14 protein-coding genes and 1 tRNA gene are annotated in these 17,029 nt (G+C 56.7%); 10 read left to right on the top strand and 5 right to left on the bottom strand.

The features are described from left to right. Window positions 1-10 precede the first annotated feature (10 nt). The 3 genes from PHW69_03070 (at window position 11) to PHW69_03060 (ending at window position 4,919) form a co-directional block, all read left to right on the top strand. On the top strand, window positions 11-2,371 hold the full coding sequence (locus tag PHW69_03070; GenBank protein ID MDD4004169.1) for a xanthine dehydrogenase family protein molybdopterin-binding subunit: 2,361 nt from the start codon (window positions 11-13) through the stop codon (window positions 2,369-2,371). Window positions 2,372-2,504: 133 nt separating this feature from the next. Beyond that, window positions 2,505-4,208 (top strand): adenylate/guanylate cyclase domain-containing protein, encoded by a 1,704-nt coding sequence (locus PHW69_03065; protein ID MDD4004168.1) that lies wholly within the window; start codon window positions 2,505-2,507, stop codon window positions 4,206-4,208. A 12-nt stretch (window positions 4,209-4,220) separates the two neighbouring features. Next, window positions 4,221-4,919 (top strand): hypothetical protein, encoded by a 699-nt coding sequence (locus PHW69_03060; protein ID MDD4004167.1) that lies wholly within the window; start codon window positions 4,221-4,223, stop codon window positions 4,917-4,919. Window positions 4,920-4,986: 67 nt separating this feature from the next. Here PHW69_03060 and PHW69_03055 read toward each other — a convergent pair whose 3' ends face one another. Both PHW69_03055 and PHW69_03050 read right to left on the bottom strand, forming a co-directional pair. After that, complete coding sequence (locus PHW69_03055; protein MDD4004166.1) at window positions 4,987-7,371, bottom strand: phosphoketolase family protein; 2,385 nt, start codon at window positions 7,369-7,371, stop codon at window positions 4,987-4,989. A gap of 118 nt (window positions 7,372-7,489) precedes the next feature. Further along, on the bottom strand, window positions 7,490-8,194 hold the full coding sequence (locus tag PHW69_03050; GenBank protein MDD4004165.1) for a DUF5777 family beta-barrel protein: 705 nt from the start codon (window positions 8,192-8,194) through the stop codon (window positions 7,490-7,492). A 109-nt stretch (window positions 8,195-8,303) separates the two neighbouring features. Between PHW69_03050 and PHW69_03045 the strand changes: the two genes are divergently transcribed. Both PHW69_03045 and PHW69_03040 read left to right on the top strand, forming a co-directional pair. Beyond that, window positions 8,304-10,409 carry a prolyl oligopeptidase family serine peptidase gene (locus PHW69_03045; protein MDD4004164.1) on the top strand — a complete coding sequence of 702 codons (2,106 nt, stop codon included), beginning with the start codon at window positions 8,304-8,306 and terminating at the stop codon, window positions 10,407-10,409. Window position 10,410: 1 nt separating this feature from the next. Then, a complete protein-coding gene (locus tag PHW69_03040) occupies window positions 10,411-10,809 on the top strand; it encodes a nuclear transport factor 2 family protein (GenBank protein ID MDD4004163.1) in 399 nt (132 codons plus the stop codon). 546 nt (window positions 10,810-11,355) lie between these two features. Here PHW69_03040 and PHW69_03035 read toward each other — a convergent pair. After that, window positions 11,356-11,431, bottom strand: a tRNA-His gene (locus PHW69_03035). Between the two features lie 140 nt (window positions 11,432-11,571). Here PHW69_03035 and amrB point away from each other — a divergent pair. Next, window positions 11,572-13,098: an AmmeMemoRadiSam system protein B gene (amrB, locus tag PHW69_03030; GenBank protein ID MDD4004162.1), complete on the top strand. Its 1,527-nt coding sequence runs from the start codon at window positions 11,572-11,574 to the stop codon at window positions 13,096-13,098. After that, window positions 13,029-13,652, top strand: a complete 624-nt coding sequence (locus PHW69_03025) for a hypothetical protein (protein MDD4004161.1) — start codon at window positions 13,029-13,031, stop codon at window positions 13,650-13,652. The genes amrB and PHW69_03025 overlap by 70 nt, the downstream gene beginning before the upstream one ends. Here the strand turns inward: PHW69_03025 and PHW69_03020 are convergent. Beyond that, on the bottom strand, window positions 13,649-14,326 hold the full coding sequence (locus PHW69_03020; GenBank protein MDD4004160.1) for a tetratricopeptide repeat protein: 678 nt from the start codon (window positions 14,324-14,326) through the stop codon (window positions 13,649-13,651). The two genes, PHW69_03025 and PHW69_03020, sit on opposite strands and share 4 nt — an antisense overlap. Before the next feature lie 2 nt (window positions 14,327-14,328). Then, a complete protein-coding gene (locus tag PHW69_03015) occupies window positions 14,329-14,691 on the bottom strand; it encodes a hypothetical protein (protein MDD4004159.1) in 363 nt (120 codons plus the stop codon). A gap of 74 nt (window positions 14,692-14,765) precedes the next feature. Between PHW69_03015 and PHW69_03010 the strand changes: the two genes are divergently transcribed. The 3 genes from PHW69_03010 to PHW69_03000 form a co-directional block, all read left to right on the top strand. Further along, entirely contained in the window at window positions 14,766-15,917 is a 1,152-nt protein-coding gene (locus PHW69_03010; GenBank protein ID MDD4004158.1) for a pyridoxal phosphate-dependent aminotransferase, read from the top strand. Window positions 15,918-15,973: 56 nt separating this feature from the next. Further along, window positions 15,974-16,141: a hypothetical protein gene (locus PHW69_03005; GenBank protein ID MDD4004157.1), complete on the top strand. Its 168-nt coding sequence runs from the start codon at window positions 15,974-15,976 to the stop codon at window positions 16,139-16,141. Between the two features lie 395 nt (window positions 16,142-16,536). Next, window positions 16,537-17,029, top strand: a 493-nt coding sequence (locus tag PHW69_03000; GenBank protein MDD4004156.1) for a hypothetical protein, incomplete at its 3' end; no start/stop codon positions are given.

The raw sequence follows: 17,029 nt of genomic DNA, 5'->3' as shown, positions 1-17,029 counted from the left end.
GCGTGGCTTTATGGAAAATCTGAAAGTTGTCGGTCAATCCGTTCCCAGAATTGACGGGCTGGAAAAAGTGATGGGTTCCGCCCAGTATGTGGACGATATAGAATTCGGGCCGGGCCTGCTTTACGCCTGCGTGGTGGAAAGCCCCTTCGCGCACGCGGAAATCCTGTCGGTAAACACCGCAAAAGCGGCACAAGTAAAAGGCGTGGTGAAGGTGGTCACGGGCAGGGATTTCCCGGACAAGTTCGGCCTGTATATGAAAGACCGGCATGTTTTTGCAACCGACCGGGTGAGATTCGTGGGCGAGCAGGTGGCCGCGGTTATCGCGTGGGATCAGAAAACCGCGCTGCGCGCCGCCAGACTCGTGGAGGTGAAGTACAAAGAGCTGCCCGCCGTGCTTGATCCCGTGAAGGCGATTGACCAGCAGTGCTGCCTGCTGCACCCCGGGCTGGGCGACTACACCTGCGTGCCGTGGTTCTTTCCGAAGAAAAAAACGAATGTGGCGCACTGCCGCAAAACCCGCAAGGGCAACCTGGAAAAGGGGTTTGCCGAAGCGGACGTGATTTTGGAAGACACCTACCGCGTGCCGCGCTACGCGCACTGCGCGATCGAACCGCACGCTATCGCGGGGCTTTACGACAATGCCGGCCGGCTGACGCTGTGGAGCGCGTCGCAGTCGCCTTTTACCCAGCGCAACGTGTTCGCGGAGGCGTTGTCGTCGCTCGGGCTGACCCATAAGGACGTGCGGGTCATCACGCCCTATGTGGGCGGAGGGTTCGGCGGGAAGGCGGGCGTTTCGATGGAAATAATGTGCGCCGCCGTGGCGACGGCGGTAAAAGGCCACCCCGTCAAACTGATGTGGAACCGCGCGCAGGAGTTTTACAATACCTACCAGCGGCAGGGCGTGGTGGCTAAAATCAAAATGGGCGTCAGGAAGGACGGCACGATTACCGCCCTTGAGCATCTGCTGTTCTGGGACGCGGGCGCATATGTGGAATACGGCGCGAACGTGGTGAATGCGGCGGGCCTGTCGGCCTCCGGCCCGTACAAAATTGACAATCTGAAGATTGACTCGCACTGCATCTACACAAACCTGCCTCCGGGCGGGCCTTACCGCGGATTCGGGTATTCGGAATTCGGGTTCGGGCTGGAGTCCCATATTGACAGGGTGGCCCGGAAACTGAAAATGGATCCCCTGGAGTTCCGGCGCAAAAACGCCATCAGCGCGGGCGATATTCTGCCTTACGGCGCGCCAATGAACGACAACGGACTGCGCGAATGCATGGATAAAGCCGCAAAAGCGATCCGCTGGGGGCATGAGGAAAAACCTTCCGCGCCCAATAAAGCGATCGGCAAAAGCATTGTGCTGCTGTGGAAAGCGCCGGCGATGCCGCCGAACGCCTCGTCCTCCGCGTTCCTGAAATTCAACGAGGACGGCAGCCTTAACCTGCTCGTTTCCGGCATGGAAATAGGGCAGGGCCTGCTTACCGTGATGGCCCAGATCGCGAGCGAAGTGCTTAGCGTGCCGGTTGCGAAAATCCGGGTCGAAACACCGGACACAGACCGCAATCCCTACGAATGGCAGACGGTAGGATCCCACGTCACCTGGAGCTGCGGCAACGCTGTGAAACGCGCCGCGCTGGACGCGCGCCGGCAGATTTTCGAACTGGTCCAGCGGGTGCACAGCATTGACGCAAGCGAACTGTATCTTGAAAACGAATGCGTCAAATGCCATACCAAGCCGGATATGGCCATTGCGCTGCGCAGCTTCGTGATTGACGGGATGCAGGCCAAGGACCACACCTTCAAAGGCGGCCCGATCATGGGCCGGGGCGTGTTCCTGCCGGAATTCGCCTCCGCGATAGGCGACCCGGAAACCGGGCAGGGCGGCAAACCCAATGTCCATTACACAACCGGCGCCGGCGGCGTGATAGTGGAGGTGGACAAGGAAACGGGCAAGGTGAAAATTCTCAAGGCGGTGCTGGCCGTTGACGCGGGCAAAGCCATCAACCCGGATCTTTGCAGGGGCCAGATAACCGGCGGGCTTTTGCAGGGCCTCGCCACGGTTCTTTATGAGGATATGCGCTTTAGCGACAAGGGCAAACTGCTCAATCCCAGCTTCTCCGACTACAAAATACCCACCGCGCTGGACGAACCGGCTGAAGTGGTGCCGATTCTGGTGGAAGTGGCCCAGCCCGACGGGCCGTACGGCGCGCGCGGAGTGGGGGAACATACGATGATCCCCGCCGCTTCCATGGTGGCCAACGCGGTGTTCAACGCCACCGGCGCGCGCATAAAATCAATGCCGGTGACGGCAGAAAAAATCGCCCTTGCCATCAACCAGCCGGAAGTGTTTGCAAAACTGTTTTACTAGCCGCCGCATACCGAGCCAGGCGTCTCCCTTCTGACAGGAAGGGAGACGCCTGTTTTCCTGAGTTCCCGGCGCGCTTGACGATGAAACGGCGAAAGCTATAAAATCTAAACAGGTCAACATATGGGGGAGATTAATGTCCGCGCCCGCGATTCTGCGCCTGCTTTTTATTGCAGCATTTCCGTTATGCACGCCGCTCTGCGCGGGTTCCGGCCCGGACCGGGAGGAACCGATCCGCCTGGACGCAAGCAGATTCAACCGCGCGGACAGTCCCGCCGGGCCCGACAAAACGGGGTTCTCCCTGTTTGACCATGACACCTGGCGACTTACGGAAAAATTCGACTGGCTCAAACACCACCGGCTTTATACGGCGGGCGGTCTGGCCGGCCTGCTGCTGCTGATACTGGTTGCGCGCAAAGCGGCACGCCCGGAGCTGCGCAACCTGCCGCCTGACGCGGTTTTCAAGCGGCTGAACCGGATGTTTGCGTCCAGAATAGGCGAACCGGAACTGGAAGCGTTGGCGTCAGCCTGCGCGAAAAAAGGGTTTCTCAATCTGCCGCTGGCGCGCAAACTGAACGGGCCGCAATTAAGCGAACTGCTCGGTTTTCTTTACATTGCCGGCAGTTACAAGCTGTACGCGGAAGCGGTTTTTCTGAATAAAGGAGTGTTTGACTGCTGTGCGCGGCCCGGCATGGCTTACGGCTCGCCGCGCTGGACGAGCATTGCACGGCTGCCGGGCCAGACTTTCGTCAAAATCGCCAGATGGCTGGAAGAACATTGCGATTCCGCGGCGCAATTCCAGTTCATAAACGCCGTCAGCCGCAAACTTGCGGAAGACGGGCTGAAAGAATCCGCCGGCGCGCTTATTCTGAGCGTGCCGCCCAACAGGCTGCACAGGAGCAGCTGGGAAACGGTGCTCGACGTCTGCGATACCCTCAGCGCACTGCCGCCCAGATATCTGGAAGCGCTGCCGCAGTCTTTGCTGGGGCGGGCGATCATAAGGCTTATAAGGGAGGGCGATACCGCGGAAGCGAAAAAACTCATGAACAAACTGCCTCGCTCCAGCTGGCAGGAAACCGATTACCTGGCTTATTTCATGCTGGAAACGGAATTCGATCCCGCGCTGGCGCACGAATTTTATCCGGTCTTCAGGGAAAAGGTGAATCTGAAAAGCAATCCGCAAATCCATTACGAAGCGGCCCAGCACTGCGAAAAAACCGGGCACGCCGATCTGGCGATAGAAATCTACCGCCGGTTCATCACCGAAGGCGTCGCCTACCGCGACGCCGAAAAACGCTATAACGCGCTGCGCGGGAATCTTGCGGTTAACAGCCGCAGTTACCATATCATGATGACCAACATGAAAGGCTACTCCGAAAAAACCTGCTCGGAACCGGCGGAATTCATGATGGATTATCTAAAAAAGCACAACGATATCGTGGCTTCGCTTATCCGCGAGCATAAAGGGCGCATTGTCAAAACCATAGGCGATTCGTTTCTGGCGGTGTTTGAGAGCGGCTGGTCCGCCATCAATTGCGGCATGCAAGTGCAAAAAGCGCTGAAAAAACATAACGCGCAGAAACCGCCGCGCGAGGCAATCCATATACGAGTGGTGATACATGCCGGAGAAGTTTCTGTCGCGGCGGACGGCGACATTTACGGCGAGGCCGTAAACCTCACCGCCCGGCTGGACGATATGGCGGAGGCGGGCGAAGTCTGGATCACGGATCCCGTTTACCGCGCGGCCCAGGTCAACGCCGCGCTGTTTCAGCCGGAAGGTTTCCGCAATTTCAAAGGAATTAACCGGGAAATCATGGTTTACCGCAGCAATCCCGCATAACAGGGGCATGCAATGACGAAATATATAACAGGGCTGCTTGTGCTGACGATAGGTGCGTTTTTCGTGTTTGAGGAAAACTATAAATACACCGAAGTCATAGAACCTGCCGCCTTGCTCGAGCCGTACTGGTCGGAAGCGGGGGCGGGGGCGGCGCAGCTGTTTATGGCGCGAACCGACAAATTCAACATGACAGTCGCTCCTTTGAGCGGGTACACGGTGTCCGGGCTGGTCATGAAAGTAAAGAAGAATAATTCGCCATTCAGCAGCTTGTCCAAAATACGGGCAGTGCAGCCGGCGACGGTTTCGCTCGCATTCGCCGACAATCTGCGCACGGGAGCTTACAAAACGGCAAAACACAGTCTGGGCTCGCTGAACTGGCCGCAGCAGCCGGGTTTCAACGCCGCGCAGTTTAAGGAGATAACGCTTGTCACGGCCGACAAGGACGCTAAAATGAAAATCAACTCGCTTAAGCCCGGCGATCAGATTACCCTGGCGGGCCTGTGTGTTACGAAAGTGGATATTTTTGTCAAGGACGAGCAGTCTGGCCAGCCCCAGTTTACACTGACAGGCGAGCCTGACGGTTCACTGCTTTATCTTGCCGACCCGGCAGCCCTGAAAATCCTGCGGCGCGGCAGCACGACAGCCTACAGGCTCTTTTTAACGTTCGGCCTGCTGACAGCGGTAATGATTCTACTGAAATTCAAATATTGAACGGTTTTGACTGCCGGCGGCCCGGAAACGTTATGTTTCCGGGCCGCCGTTTTCGTCCGTGCCTGTTTCAGTAAGGCCATATCCAGTTTTTGATTTCCGGCAGGTCGTCGCCGGTCTTGCGTATGCAGGCGGCGTGTTCGGCCAGCTTGCCGGCGATATACTGGCGCGCGGGGCCGGCTTTCTCGCCGAGTCCGGGCACCCGGGCAATCACGTCCGCCACAAGGTGAAACCGGTCAATCTCGTTGAGGACAGCCATGTCAAAGGGCGTGGTGGTGGTGCCTTCCTCCTTATACCCGCGCACATGGATATGGTCGTGGTTTTTGCGCCGGTAAGTCAGCCGGTGGATCAGCCACGGGTAGCCGTGAAACGAAAAAATAACGGGCGTATCGGGCGAAAATACCGAATCGTATTCCTCATCCGCGAGCCCATGGGGATGTTCGGAGAACGGCTGGAGCGACATCAGATCAACGATATTTACCACCCGCACCCGCAGATCGGGAAACTGCACGCGGATAATATCCGCCGCCGCAAGCACTTCAAGCGTAGGCACATCGCCCGCGCAGGCGAGTATGACGTCCGGCGTGAGGCCTTTGCAGTTGCTGGCCCATTCCCAGACGCTTAACCCCCGTTCGCAGTGTTTGACCGCGGCTTCCATGTCAAGATATTGAAGCGCGGGCTGCTTTCCGGCCACGATCACATTCACATAATGCCGGCTGCGAAGGCAGTGGTCGGTAACGGAGAGGAGGGTATTGGCGTCCGGAGGCAGGTAAATGCGGATCACGTCGGATTTTTTATTGACCACATGATCAATGAACCCCGGATCCTGATGCGAAAACCCGTTGTGATCCTGCCGCCATACATGCGAGGTAAGCAGATAGTTCAGCGACGCGATCGGCCGGCGCCATGGTATGCGCTTCGTGGTTTTCAGCCATTTGGCGTGCTGGTTAAACATCGAGTCAATAATGTGGATAAAGGCCTCGTAGCATGAAAACAGGCCGTGCCGCCCGGTCAGCAGATAGCCCTCCAGCCAGCCCTGGCAGAGGTGTTCGCTGAGCACTTCCATAACGCGTCCGTCGCGGGCGAGATGATCGTCGTAACCGCGGAGTTCGGCCTGCCAGTCGCGTTTGGTCACCTCAAAAAGCGAGCCAAGCCGGTTGGAGGCGGTTTCATCCGGCCCCATAACGCGGAAATTAGCCGCTTGAAGGTTTTGCTTCATCACATCGCGCAGGAACTGGCCCATTACGCGGGTGGATTCCCCGCTCACCGTGCCGGGCCGGTCAAATTTAACCGCATAAGCGCGGAAATCCGGCATGTCAAGATCCTTAAGCAGCAACCCGCCGTTGGCGTGGGGATTGGCGCCCATGCGCCGGGCACCTTTGGGAGCCAGATCAAGCAGTTCCTGCCGGGGACGGCCGTTGGAGTCAAACAGTTCTTCCGGTTTATAGCTGCGCATCCAGTTTTCAAGAATACGTATATGGTCGGGCCGGTTACGCACTTCGGCCAGCGGAACCTGATGCGAACGCCAGTAATCCTCGGTTTTCTGCCCGTCTATTTCGGGCGGGCAGGTCCAGCCTTTGGGACTGCGCAGAATAATCAAAGGCCACGCGGGCACATTCTTTGCCGGCGCGCCTTTGCGCCGGGCCGCACGCTGGATTTTTTTAATTTCGGCCAGCGCTTTGTCCATCGCCGCCGCCATCAGCTGGTGCATGGCTTCGGGCTCGCGGCCTTCCACGAAGATCGGATGGTAGCCGTAGCCTTTGAACAGCGATTCCAGTTCCCTGTTCGGAATACGGGAAAGTATGGTCGGGTTGGCGATTTTATAGCCGTTAAGATGCAGAATCGGCAGCACCGCGCCGTCTTTTGCCGGGTTAAGGAATTTGCTGGAATGCCAGCTGGCGGCAAGCGGGCCGGTTTCGGCCTCGCCGTCGCCCACTACGCAGGCGACAATCAGCTCCGGGTTGTCAAACGCCGCGCCATAGGCGTGCGCCACCGAATAACCCAGCTCGCCGCCTTCATGGATGGAACCGGGGGTTTCCGGCGCGACGTGGCTGGGTATTCCGCCGGGAAACGAAAACTGTTTGAACAGTTTTTGCATGCCGCTCTTGTCGAGCGTGATTTCCGGATAAACTTCGCTGTAGGTTCCTTCAAGCCAGGAGTTGGCGACAATGCCGGGGCCGCCGTGTCCAGGCCCGATAATATAGATCATGTCAAGATCGTCACGCCTGATGACGCGGTTTAAATGCGCGTAAATGAAATTAAGGCCGGGCGTGGTGCCCCAGTGGCCCAGCAGACGGGGTTTGATATCCTCGGCGCTGAGCTGTCCGCTTAAAAGCGGATTGTCCAGCAGATAGATCTGCCCGACCGACAGATAGTTGGCCGCCCGCCAGTAGGCGTTGATCGTTTCAAGTTCCTGCGGCGAAAGCGGTGGCTGGTGTGTTTTTGGCTGCGTCATGAGTCCCCCTTGAATCCTTATGCGTAACAGCGCGTATAAGCATATAGTACCTAACTTTTGCGGGTTGTTGCCAAAAAAAAGCCCCGCCATTTCGGCGGGGCTTTTTGATCGGGGGAAATTACTTTTCCTTATTCCCGCCCCAGCGGGTGGCAAGGCCGATGCCGAGCTGGACGGAACTTAACTGCAGGTCCGAGAACGGGGCCGTATACTGCCACTCAAGCATCAGCCGACTCTTTTCGTTGAAGTTAAACGCAAAACCGGCGCCAACACCCATCATATTGTCGAACAGCACTTCCGAAGTGGCGGGCAGACTGGTGTAGCGCTGCTCGTTATAGGTTCGCCGGTAGAAATACCGCGGCGACACATAGGCGGTAAGCCAGTCGAGCATGTTTTTTGAAAAGTAAAGCGGGATGATGTAGTCGGTCACTTTCTGAACCTGACTGTCGTTTTCGGTGTTGCCGTTGCCCATGCTGAACCCGTATCCGGCTCCGCCAGACATGGTGAACGGCGCGCCGTTGTCCTCGTTCATGAACATCACCTTCGTGTCAACGGTGCAGTTGCCGGGTATCGCCAGATTGACGCCCGCGTCCCACGAGGAAATAATACCGTAGCGCAGCCAGGCGTTGCCCGCCACGGACGGAACGGTCAGATCAAAATTCGCCAGCGTCCTGCGCGAACTGTAGGAGCCCGCAGCCATGCCGACTCCGGTTTCAAGACTGCCCTGCGGCACGGTTTTCGCGTCCTGAAACACCATTATTGAAGTGCAGCCGGACAAAAAAACCGCGCACACCGATAATACTGCCATGTTGAGTATTCTTTTCATAGTCTGATTATACTATTTATGCTGAAAAATGGAACCTGTTGCCGGAAACCGTTTTGCAAATCCCTTAAATTTGAGTAAACTGACCAAGTAGATTTAATGGAGAATGCAAATGCAAATTTCAATAACAGCAGTGTCAGTTGCGTTAGCGCTGGCAATAGGCGCGCCCTGCGCGTTTGCCCAGTCGGCGGAGGATACGCCCGACCAGTATCTGTGGCTGGAAGAAATTGAAGGCTCAAAATCGCTGGACTGGGTGCGCGCCCAGAATAAAACAACCCTCGCCGAACTCCAGAATGACAGACATTACGCGCCGTTTTTAAAAAAAGCGGAAGCGCTTTACAACGATAAAAACCGCATACCCTACGGATCCCTGCGCAACGGCTATGTATATAACTTCTGGCAGGACGGAAAAAACGTGCGCGGTTTATGGCGCAGAGCGACCCTGCCGGAATATAAAAAAAACAAACCCGCCTGGGAAATCCTGCTGGATTTTGACAAGCTGTCAAAAAAAGAAAAGGAAAACTGGGTGTTTAAAGGTTCCAGTTGCCTGCCGCCGGAAAACCGGTTCTGCCTGCTTTCCCTTTCAAGAGGCGGGAAAGACGCGAGCGTGATCCGGGAATTCGACGTGGAAAAAAAGGAGTTCGTGAAAAACGGGTTCCGGCTGGAAGAAAGCAAAAGCGGTCTTTCCTGGCTTGACCGTGACACCGTGCTTTTTGCCGACGCGACCACGCCCGATTCCGTTACAAAATCAGGCTATGCCCGCCTCGTGCGCAAATGGCGGCGCGGCACGGATCCCAAAGCCGCGCCCGTCCTGTTCGAGCGGGACAAGGACACGATGGCCGTCAGCGGATTCTGCGGCATCCGTCCGGAAGGCGCCTACTCGGGCGTCAGTAACGCGCCCAGCTTTTTCGAAGAGGAAAACTGGCTGTTTTCCGGCGGCGAACTAAAAAAAATCCCGCTGCCAGCAGACGCCAGATTTTACGGCGTTTTCAAAAACCTGATACTGGCGTCGCTGCGCAGCGACTGGTTAATCGGCGGCAGAACATTCAAGCAGGGGAGCCTCGTCTCTTTCGACAGGCAGGCGGTTGACACCGGCGATCCCGCCGGTAAAATTCAGACAATTTTAGAGCCGGGAGACCGAATGACCCTGTCGGGAATAACAACCACAAAAGACACCGTGCTCGTTTCTATTCTCGACAACGTCAAAAGCCGCGTTTTGAAATTTCACCGGGAAAACGGCCAGTGGGCGGGCGAAACCGTCCCGGTGGCGGATAACGGCACGGCGGGCGTCACGGCAGCCGACGATTTCGCAAACGGGTTCATGTTCGACTACGCCAATTTTCTTACTCCGCCCAGCCTGTATTATACCGACGGCGCCAACGCTCCGCAGCTCATCAAGCAGCTGCCGCCCAAATTCAGCGCGAAAGGGTTAAAAGTAACGCAAAAAGAGGCGGTCAGCAAAGACGGCACGAAAATTCCGTATTTTCTGGTCGGGCCGGAAAACATGAAATACGACGGCGCCAATCCGACTCTGCTTTACGGCTACGGCGGGTTCGAAATTTCCATGGAGCCGCACTACAGCCCGGTGCTGGGGAACCTGTGGCTGGAACAGGGCGGCGTGTATGCGCTTGCCAACATCCGCGGGGGCGGCGAATTCGGGCCGAAATGGCATAAAGCCGCGCTTTTGGAAAACCGGCAGAAAGCGTTTGACGATTTCATAGCCATCGCCGAAGATCTCGTAAAAACAAAAGTTACCTCGCCCGGACATCTGGGCGCGCAGGGCGGCAGCAACGGGGGCCTGCTTATGGGCGCGATGTTCACCCAGCGGCCCGATCTTTTCAAGGTGGTGCTTTGCGAAGTGCCCCTGCTCGACATGCTGCGCTACACCAAGCTCCTTGCGGGCGACAGCTGGAAAGCCGAATACGGCGATCCCGACGAACCCGCCATGCGCGCCGTAATTTCGCGCTATTCGCCGTACCAGAACATCCGCAAAGGCGTTGCTTATCCCGACATCTTTTTCGTTACCTCGACAAAAGACGATCGCGTGCACCCCGGCCATGCCAGAAAATCAGCCGCAAAACTCATCGCGCTCGGCAACAAAGTGTATTACTATGAGAATATTGACGGAGGGCACAGTGCGTCAGCCAATAATATCGAACGCGCCAAGCGCGCCGCGCTTGAATACACGCTGCTGCTTAAAGAGATAAAAGGGAGATAAAATGAAAGCGACACTGACAGTAAAGAAAGAAATACTCAAAACAATCAGCGATGCGATGACCGCGTTCGTATCGCGCAATACCGAGAAAGCGTTGTCCTTTTACGCAAAAGACAAGGATGTGATTTCCATCGGATCTGAAGGAGAAGTTGTAATGGGCCTGCCCCGGCTGAAAAAAACTTTTATCGCTACCCACAGGCAATTCGAAAAGTTATCTTTCAAAGCAAAGGCGTATGAAGTTTCCGCCTGCGGCAGCGTGGCGTGGACAAGCGGCGTCGGTATTTACAACGGCGTAACCGGCGGAAAGAAATTCAAGCTCGATGGCCTGTTCACCTTTGTATTCGAGAAACGCAACGGCAGATGGCTTATAATGCACTCGCATTATTCCGTGCCTGCGAAGTGAAAAAATGATCCGGAATGCAAACCCCCGCTTTTAAAGGCGGGGGTTTTATAAATTCCGCTCACCAAAACCCGGTGCTGGCCGGCACGGCATAATGATTGCCGGCATGGCATAGCTCGGGCAGGGGGATGGAGTGTGCAACCCCGCTCGCGGGGCAAACAGCTTGGCTATTTGGAAAGAAGAAACCCCCGGCTTGCCGGTAAAGCGTAATAAAAACCGGCAGGCCAATGGCACAGCCGGGGGAGTTTCATATTTACGGGTGAGGGGTGCGCGTAGTCAGGGAAGCACTGCTTCCCACGCACCCCGCAAGGGCGGACGCACGTTTATGCGCAGCAAACGGGCGGAGCCGTGGTCAGGCCAAATCGCTTCGCGATTTATGCGTGACCTGACGGCATAAAGGCCAACAATCTTATTTAACGGGAAATTCCTCTGAATTTATGCCTGCTATTCAATTGTGAATACAGAGTACCGTTTAACATCTTGGCTGCACATAAACTAAAACGCCCAGAACTTATGTCAGTTTCGACAGAAAGTTCTAGGCGTTTAGTATGGGGTGGCTGACGGGAATTGAACCCGCAGCCTCACGGGCCACAGCCGTGCGCTCTAACCATTGAGCTACAGCCACCATAAATCGCGGCTACAATTGCCTGTATATTATATTTCTTTAGCAGTTCCGCTTCAAGCCATTTTATCCGGCGCATAGTTTATTGCTATCATTTCAGCAAGGTGCGCCATGAACCCAACGGGTACGCATGAAGGAGGACTATGCCGGTTAATATCAGAAAACCTGTAGCGGCCGGCGGGTTTTATCCTGCCGGACCCGACAAGCTTAAAAACCTTGCCGCCGAATTGCTGGCGCAAGCCCGCTCAGACCGGAAACCCGAAGGCGCAATTCGAGGAATCCTTGCTCCGCACGCCGGATACATTTATTCCGGCGCGGTCGCGGCGGAAGCATATGCCTGCCTGAAAGGACTGACGTTTGACACCGCCGTAATTCTAGGTGCGGGACACACTGTTTCTATTGAAAACGCCGCAATTGTCAAAGAAGGGGCGTTTGCAACCCCGCTGGGAGAGTGCGGGATTGATTCCGCGCTCGCCGACGCGCTTTTAAGCAATCATCCCGCGCTGTTTGCGCACAGCCCCGCCGCTCACGCGCGAGAACATTCCATTGAAGTGCAGCTGCCGTTTTTGCAGACGGTTCTGCCGGGCGTTGAAATACTGCCTGTCGCGCTTAACCACGCCGAACCAGAAACCGCCGCCAGGATAGGCGCCGCCATTGCGCGGGAAGCGGAAGGCAAGGCCGTTCTGATAATAGTGTCAACGGATTTCGCGCACTATCCAGCGGCGGAAACAGCCGAAATAGCCGACCGGACGATGCTCCTGACCCTCGAAACCGCAACGCGCGCCAACGCGCCGTCGTATTTCGCGCTGGCGGAAGAATTGCTGTTAAACGAAAACCTGCCCGGGCTCGACACCGCCTGTTGCGGCGCAGCCGCCGTCATGGCGGGGCTGGCGGCGGCCTGCGCGCTGGGCGCAAACGATTTTGCCACGCTCAGCCGCGCCAACTCCTCGCGCGCTGAAGGCGCGGACAGAAACCGGGTGGTCGGCTATGGCGCGGGCGCTTTCGTTGAACGGGCGCAAAAACCCGAACCGTTCGAGTTTACCGGAACCGAAAAAACCGAGCTGCTCGCTCTTGCCCGCAACAGCATTCTTGCCCGGTTAAAAACAGGCGGGCCGCTGCGCCCGGCACTGAACTGCAACGCGCTTTTCAATATGCCCGCCGCATTGTTTGTAACGCTTTCAAAAAACGGGAAGCTGCGCGGCTGCATGGGCTCGCTCGAACCGGCGGACACGCTGCAGAATGCGGTTTGCGGGCTGGCGGGTTCAGCCGCTTTTGAGGATCCGCGCTTTCCGCCGCTTGGCGCGGAGGAACTGGCGGAGATAAAAATTGAAATCTCGATACTCTCGCCGCTGAGGCGCATAACGTCGCCCGCCGAGATAGTGCCCGGCAAACACGGCGTTCTGGTCCGGCGGGGCCGGCGCAGCGGAACCTATCTGCCTCAGGTGTGGGAACACTTCGCAAACAACATGGAATTGTTCATGCACTCGCTTTGCTCCGAAAAAGCCGGCCTGGAGCCGGACGCCTGGAAAAAAGGCGCGGAGCTGTACCTTTATACAGCAACGGCGTTTTGCGAGTTATCATATAGAAAAGGAGCGATACCATGCGGAATATTATTGGAATTTGCGCCATGTCGGTTTTGCTGGGCTTGCCGGCCTTCGCGGAACCCGTGACACCCGTTGAGGCGGAGGCCATAGCCGCTGAAGCCGAGTCACTCGCCACGCCGGCCGAAGAAAAAGCCGTGCAGGCCGAAACGATTGCGCCGCAGGCCGGGCAGTTAAGCCTGCCTGTTGACATTTTAAGCGAAGAAGCGGAAACCGCAGGCTCATCCGCGGCAGATTCCGCCGTTTCGCCGGACGACGAAAAAAGCAACAGCCCCGTTCTGCGGGCGTCCGAAATCTCGACCCGGGCCGAAAACATGGCTGTAACGGCAGACACTGCCGCGTTCGACGCGGAAAGCGTCGCTCTGCCGCCGGGCCCGACTGAAATGCCCGCGCCGGAGCTGACTATTCAGCGCATTATCGCACCGGGTTCCGGCGCGGAAACATACCTGTTTAAATCGGGCAAAACCGTCCTGTGCGCGGCCAGTAAAACCAAACAGGGATATCTGCCCCGCTGCGCTGTTGCGGATGGAAAGTACCGCCTGCTTAACGGCAACGGGAAACTGCTCGACACTCTGTGCTATGCGCAATCCCAGCCCGTAAACTGCGCTGAAAGCGAAGATTAGTTTTTAACGGTTTTCCGCGCGGCCGCTTCCGGTTTTTTTGCCGGAGCTGGTGCGGCCCCGGCTTGAGCAGCCGTCACTCTGGCCTGCATCGCCTGCACCTGAACAAGCATTTCCGCGGCCTGCCTGCTGCCGCCCGCGGCGGCTTTGCCGAACCAGACAAGCGACTCCCGCTGGTCAGCAAACACTCCGTAGCCGTTGAGATAGAAAATTCCGATATTGTACTGCGAGCGGGTATTGCCCTGCGCGGCTGATTTCTTCAGCCATTCAAGAGCCGCGCCGTAATTCTGGCGCACGCCGTATCCGTTTGCGCAGAGCTCGCCCATGACATTCTGAAAAACAGCGTCGCCCGCCTCGGCTTTCCGCTCGACAAGCCGCAGAAACCGCTGGTACTGCTCCACGCTCCAGAACCGCCGCGCGGCGATAACCCGTGAAATGGCGTACATATCGCCGCGGTTCACGGCGGTCATGTACAATTCGAACCCTTTTACAGGATCGCCCGCCTCCATCGCGCCGCGCGCGCGGTTTAAATAGCTCGCGGTGCTGAACGTGAATCTGGCGATGAAACCCGCCAGTATCGCAAGCGGCACCACCGCGAATAATAAAAGGGCCAGTTTTTCTCGTCCGCTTTTTCCCTGTGCGGCGGTATTCTTCCTGATATGTCTGGTATTGATCATGGTTAAATGTCCGCGGATTTGAAATGCTGGCCGGAAGTGTCGGGCAGCCCGTCCGGCTTATATTCGGCGGACGACAGAATGCGGCCCGCCTCAAAAAATATCTCCCGCTGTTTTTTTCCGTCCGGATAATAAAAGACCGCCGCTCCGCTGGGCAGCCCGTCGCGATAGAAAATTTCCTGCTCCAGAGTGCCGTCCGCCCGGAACACCTGTTCCCGACCGCACTTCACGCCCGCGCGGTAACAAGTCTGTTTGCGCAAAACGCCGGTTTCAAGGTAGTGGCTGACAATGCCGTCCCAGCCGCCATCCGCGTCGGCCTCGCCTTCCAGCCGCACGGCGCCAGCCGGATAACGCTCAGTCTTCTTCATGCGTAAAGTATAGCAAACTCATCCGGCGGGAGCTACGCGCCGGCTTAAAAAAATTGTAGAGTATAGGCAGATTTATGCTGACAATAGAAACCGTCGCCCATCCGGTAATTTTCGAGTTCAACTCTGTCGCTGCCGAAATGCGAAGGCAGGGCCGTCCGGTATACAATCTCGGTCAGGCGGTGCCTGACTTCGCGCCTGACGCCGGGCTCATGAAGCAGGTCTTCTCCGAACCCGGACGGCTTGACTCCTACACGCCGGATGAAGGTTTTTCAGGCCTGCGTCAGGCCGTTTGCGATAAAATACTCGGGCCGGACGGCGCGCGCTATAATCCGGACACAGAAATTATAATAACCGCCGGCGCCAATCACGCGTATTTTCTGGCGGTCTGCGCTTTAACCGACCCGGGTGATGAGGTTATAGTGTTCACGCCCGGCTATTTCAACCACAGGATGACGCTTGACCTGCTAAACCGCAGGGCGGTGGAAGTCCCGCTGCTGGAAACCGACAGCTGGGCGCTCGACACCGGCGCCTTTCTGCGCGCACTTGCTCCGCGCGTAAAAGCCGTCACTTTAGTAAACCCCAATAACCCGACCGGCTCGGTTTTCGCGCGCGAATCGGTAGAGCTGATAGCGCGGGAATGCGCCGCCCGGGGAATCTGGCTTATAAGCGATGAAGTGTATGACCGCTATTGTCACGACGTTCCGCATTTCCGGCCCGCCTCGGTTTGCCGGGAACACACCGTCACGCTGGGCAGTTTTTCAAAAAGTCTCGGCCTGATGGGCTGGCGCACCGGCTATATCGCCGCGCCGCGGGCAGTGATCGCGCAGGCCATAAAAGCGCAGGACACGACGGTAGTCTGCGCGCCCAACGCCGGACAGGCGGCGGCGGAACTGCTTATAAAAAACGAGGCCTGGCCGTCGAAGAAATATCTGGAGTCAATAAAAAGCCGGCGCGAAATCCTCAGAGCCGGGCTGGCCGGCATTGACCGGCTGCATTGGCGCGACCCGCAGGGCGCGATGTTCGCCGCGGTAAAAATAAATTCGCCTTTCACCGCCCATGAAACCGCGCTGCGGCTGCTGAAAGAAAAGGGCGTGATCACCATACCCTGCGAGGCGTTCGGCAAGGGCGGGGAGAACCATCTGCGGATGAGTTTCGGCTGTCTGCGGCCGCAGCAGATCCGCGACGCCTGCGGGCTGGCCGGAGATTTTTTTAAAAATCTGGACTAAAAACGAAATAACTATTATAATCTGGACAGGTGGCGAGCGTTTCCAAGGAGATTAACATGATTATTGAAAAAAGCGAATACCGGGGCAATCCTTTGCTGGTTATCAAACGCACGGAAGAAGACAAATATCCTTTTTCATTCGGCGTGACCAAAGCGAAAATGATTCTTGAAGCCCTTGAAGACATCAAAAAATTCGTTCAGGAAAACGACAAGACCGGAGCTTAATCTCCGTACTCTTTCTGCTTAAACGAAAAAAACGCGCCGGGCTGTCCGGCGCGTTTTTCTTTGTATGAATTCCGCTCAAAAAACCCGCGCTGGCCGGCACGACATAATATGGCATAGCTCAGGCAGGGGGATTCGTGTGTAACCCTGCGTAAGCAGGCAAACGAAGTCCGGATCAAAAGAAACCCCCGGCTTGCCGGTAAAGCGTAATAACAACCGGCAGGCCAATGGCACAGCCAAAACCATTTCACATTATCTGCCGTGCCGGACAAGCCCGCTGCCCGGCATATTGCGCCCGTACGCGGAATGACTTACGGGAGCAGCGTGGAGTCCGCCCTGAACCCGAAAGGCCCTTGACAACACCTCCGCAAGCCTTTACACTACACTTGGAGAAATTTATGATCAGGATGAAAATATGGGCAATAATTCTGCTGTGGGCAGCATCGGGCATGGTTTATGCTGGCGAGGCATCGTGTCCCGCCATTCAAACCGGCGACATAATGGCCTGGCTTACCCCGAAAGAACAGAAACATTTAAAGCAGCTTTTATCCACTCCCGCTTCACTTATGCTGACACCGACTACCGCCTATCCGGCGGATAATTATAAACTGCGCTCGTACCAGCTGCGGGTTGCATTGCGCGCGGTTTCTTCCAAATTCGGGCCGACCCAGCACGAGGTTATCAAAGATATAAGGAAAGCCACCAATATAGTTGATGCGCTGCATGGCTCCCATACCATAGTGCGGGATCGGGGCCGCCTGTATGACAAATGGGCGATGTTGCCGGATGCGCGCCAGCGCATTTCCTCCCATTATCCCGGGGTGAGCACGCCCCAGTATGAAGTGCGGTTTCCCGGGATGGGAGTCGTTTTATTCGGGAAAACAGGCGAAG

This window comes from Elusimicrobiaceae bacterium, from assembly GCA_028700325.1.
Lineage (GTDB): Bacteria > Elusimicrobiota > Elusimicrobia > Elusimicrobiales > Elusimicrobiaceae > JAQVSV01.
The sequence above is the reverse complement of the archived record's forward strand: the minus strand, read 5'-3'. Positions and strand labels throughout refer to the sequence as shown.

What these genes read in the sequence shown, in the direction of transcription:
- PHW69_03070 (MDD4004169.1), top strand. Translation starts at nt 11, where the DNA reads ATGGAAAATCTGAAAGTTGTCGGTCAATCCGTTCCCAGAATTGACGGG.
- PHW69_03065 (MDD4004168.1), top strand. Translation starts at nt 2,505, where the DNA reads ATGTCCGCGCCCGCGATTCTGCGCCTGCTTTTTATTGCAGCATTTCCG.
- PHW69_03060 (MDD4004167.1), top strand. Translation starts at nt 4,221, where the DNA reads ATGACGAAATATATAACAGGGCTGCTTGTGCTGACGATAGGTGCGTTT.
- PHW69_03055 (MDD4004166.1), bottom strand. Translation starts at nt 7,371, where the DNA reads ATGACGCAGCCAAAAACACACCAGCCACCGCTTTCGCCGCAGGAACTT.
- PHW69_03050 (MDD4004165.1), bottom strand. Translation starts at nt 8,194, where the DNA reads ATGAAAAGAATACTCAACATGGCAGTATTATCGGTGTGCGCGGTTTTT.
- PHW69_03045 (MDD4004164.1), top strand. Translation starts at nt 8,304, where the DNA reads ATGCAAATTTCAATAACAGCAGTGTCAGTTGCGTTAGCGCTGGCAATA.
- PHW69_03040 (MDD4004163.1), top strand. Translation starts at nt 10,411, where the DNA reads ATGAAAGCGACACTGACAGTAAAGAAAGAAATACTCAAAACAATCAGC.
- amrB (MDD4004162.1), top strand. Translation starts at nt 11,572, where the DNA reads ATGCCGGTTAATATCAGAAAACCTGTAGCGGCCGGCGGGTTTTATCCT.
- PHW69_03025 (MDD4004161.1), top strand. Translation starts at nt 13,029, where the DNA reads ATGCGGAATATTATTGGAATTTGCGCCATGTCGGTTTTGCTGGGCTTG.
- PHW69_03020 (MDD4004160.1), bottom strand. Translation starts at nt 14,326, where the DNA reads ATGATCAATACCAGACATATCAGGAAGAATACCGCCGCACAGGGAAAA.
- PHW69_03015 (MDD4004159.1), bottom strand. Translation starts at nt 14,691, where the DNA reads ATGAAGAAGACTGAGCGTTATCCGGCTGGCGCCGTGCGGCTGGAAGGC.
- PHW69_03010 (MDD4004158.1), top strand. Translation starts at nt 14,766, where the DNA reads ATGCTGACAATAGAAACCGTCGCCCATCCGGTAATTTTCGAGTTCAAC.
- PHW69_03005 (MDD4004157.1), top strand. Translation starts at nt 15,974, where the DNA reads ATGATTATTGAAAAAAGCGAATACCGGGGCAATCCTTTGCTGGTTATC.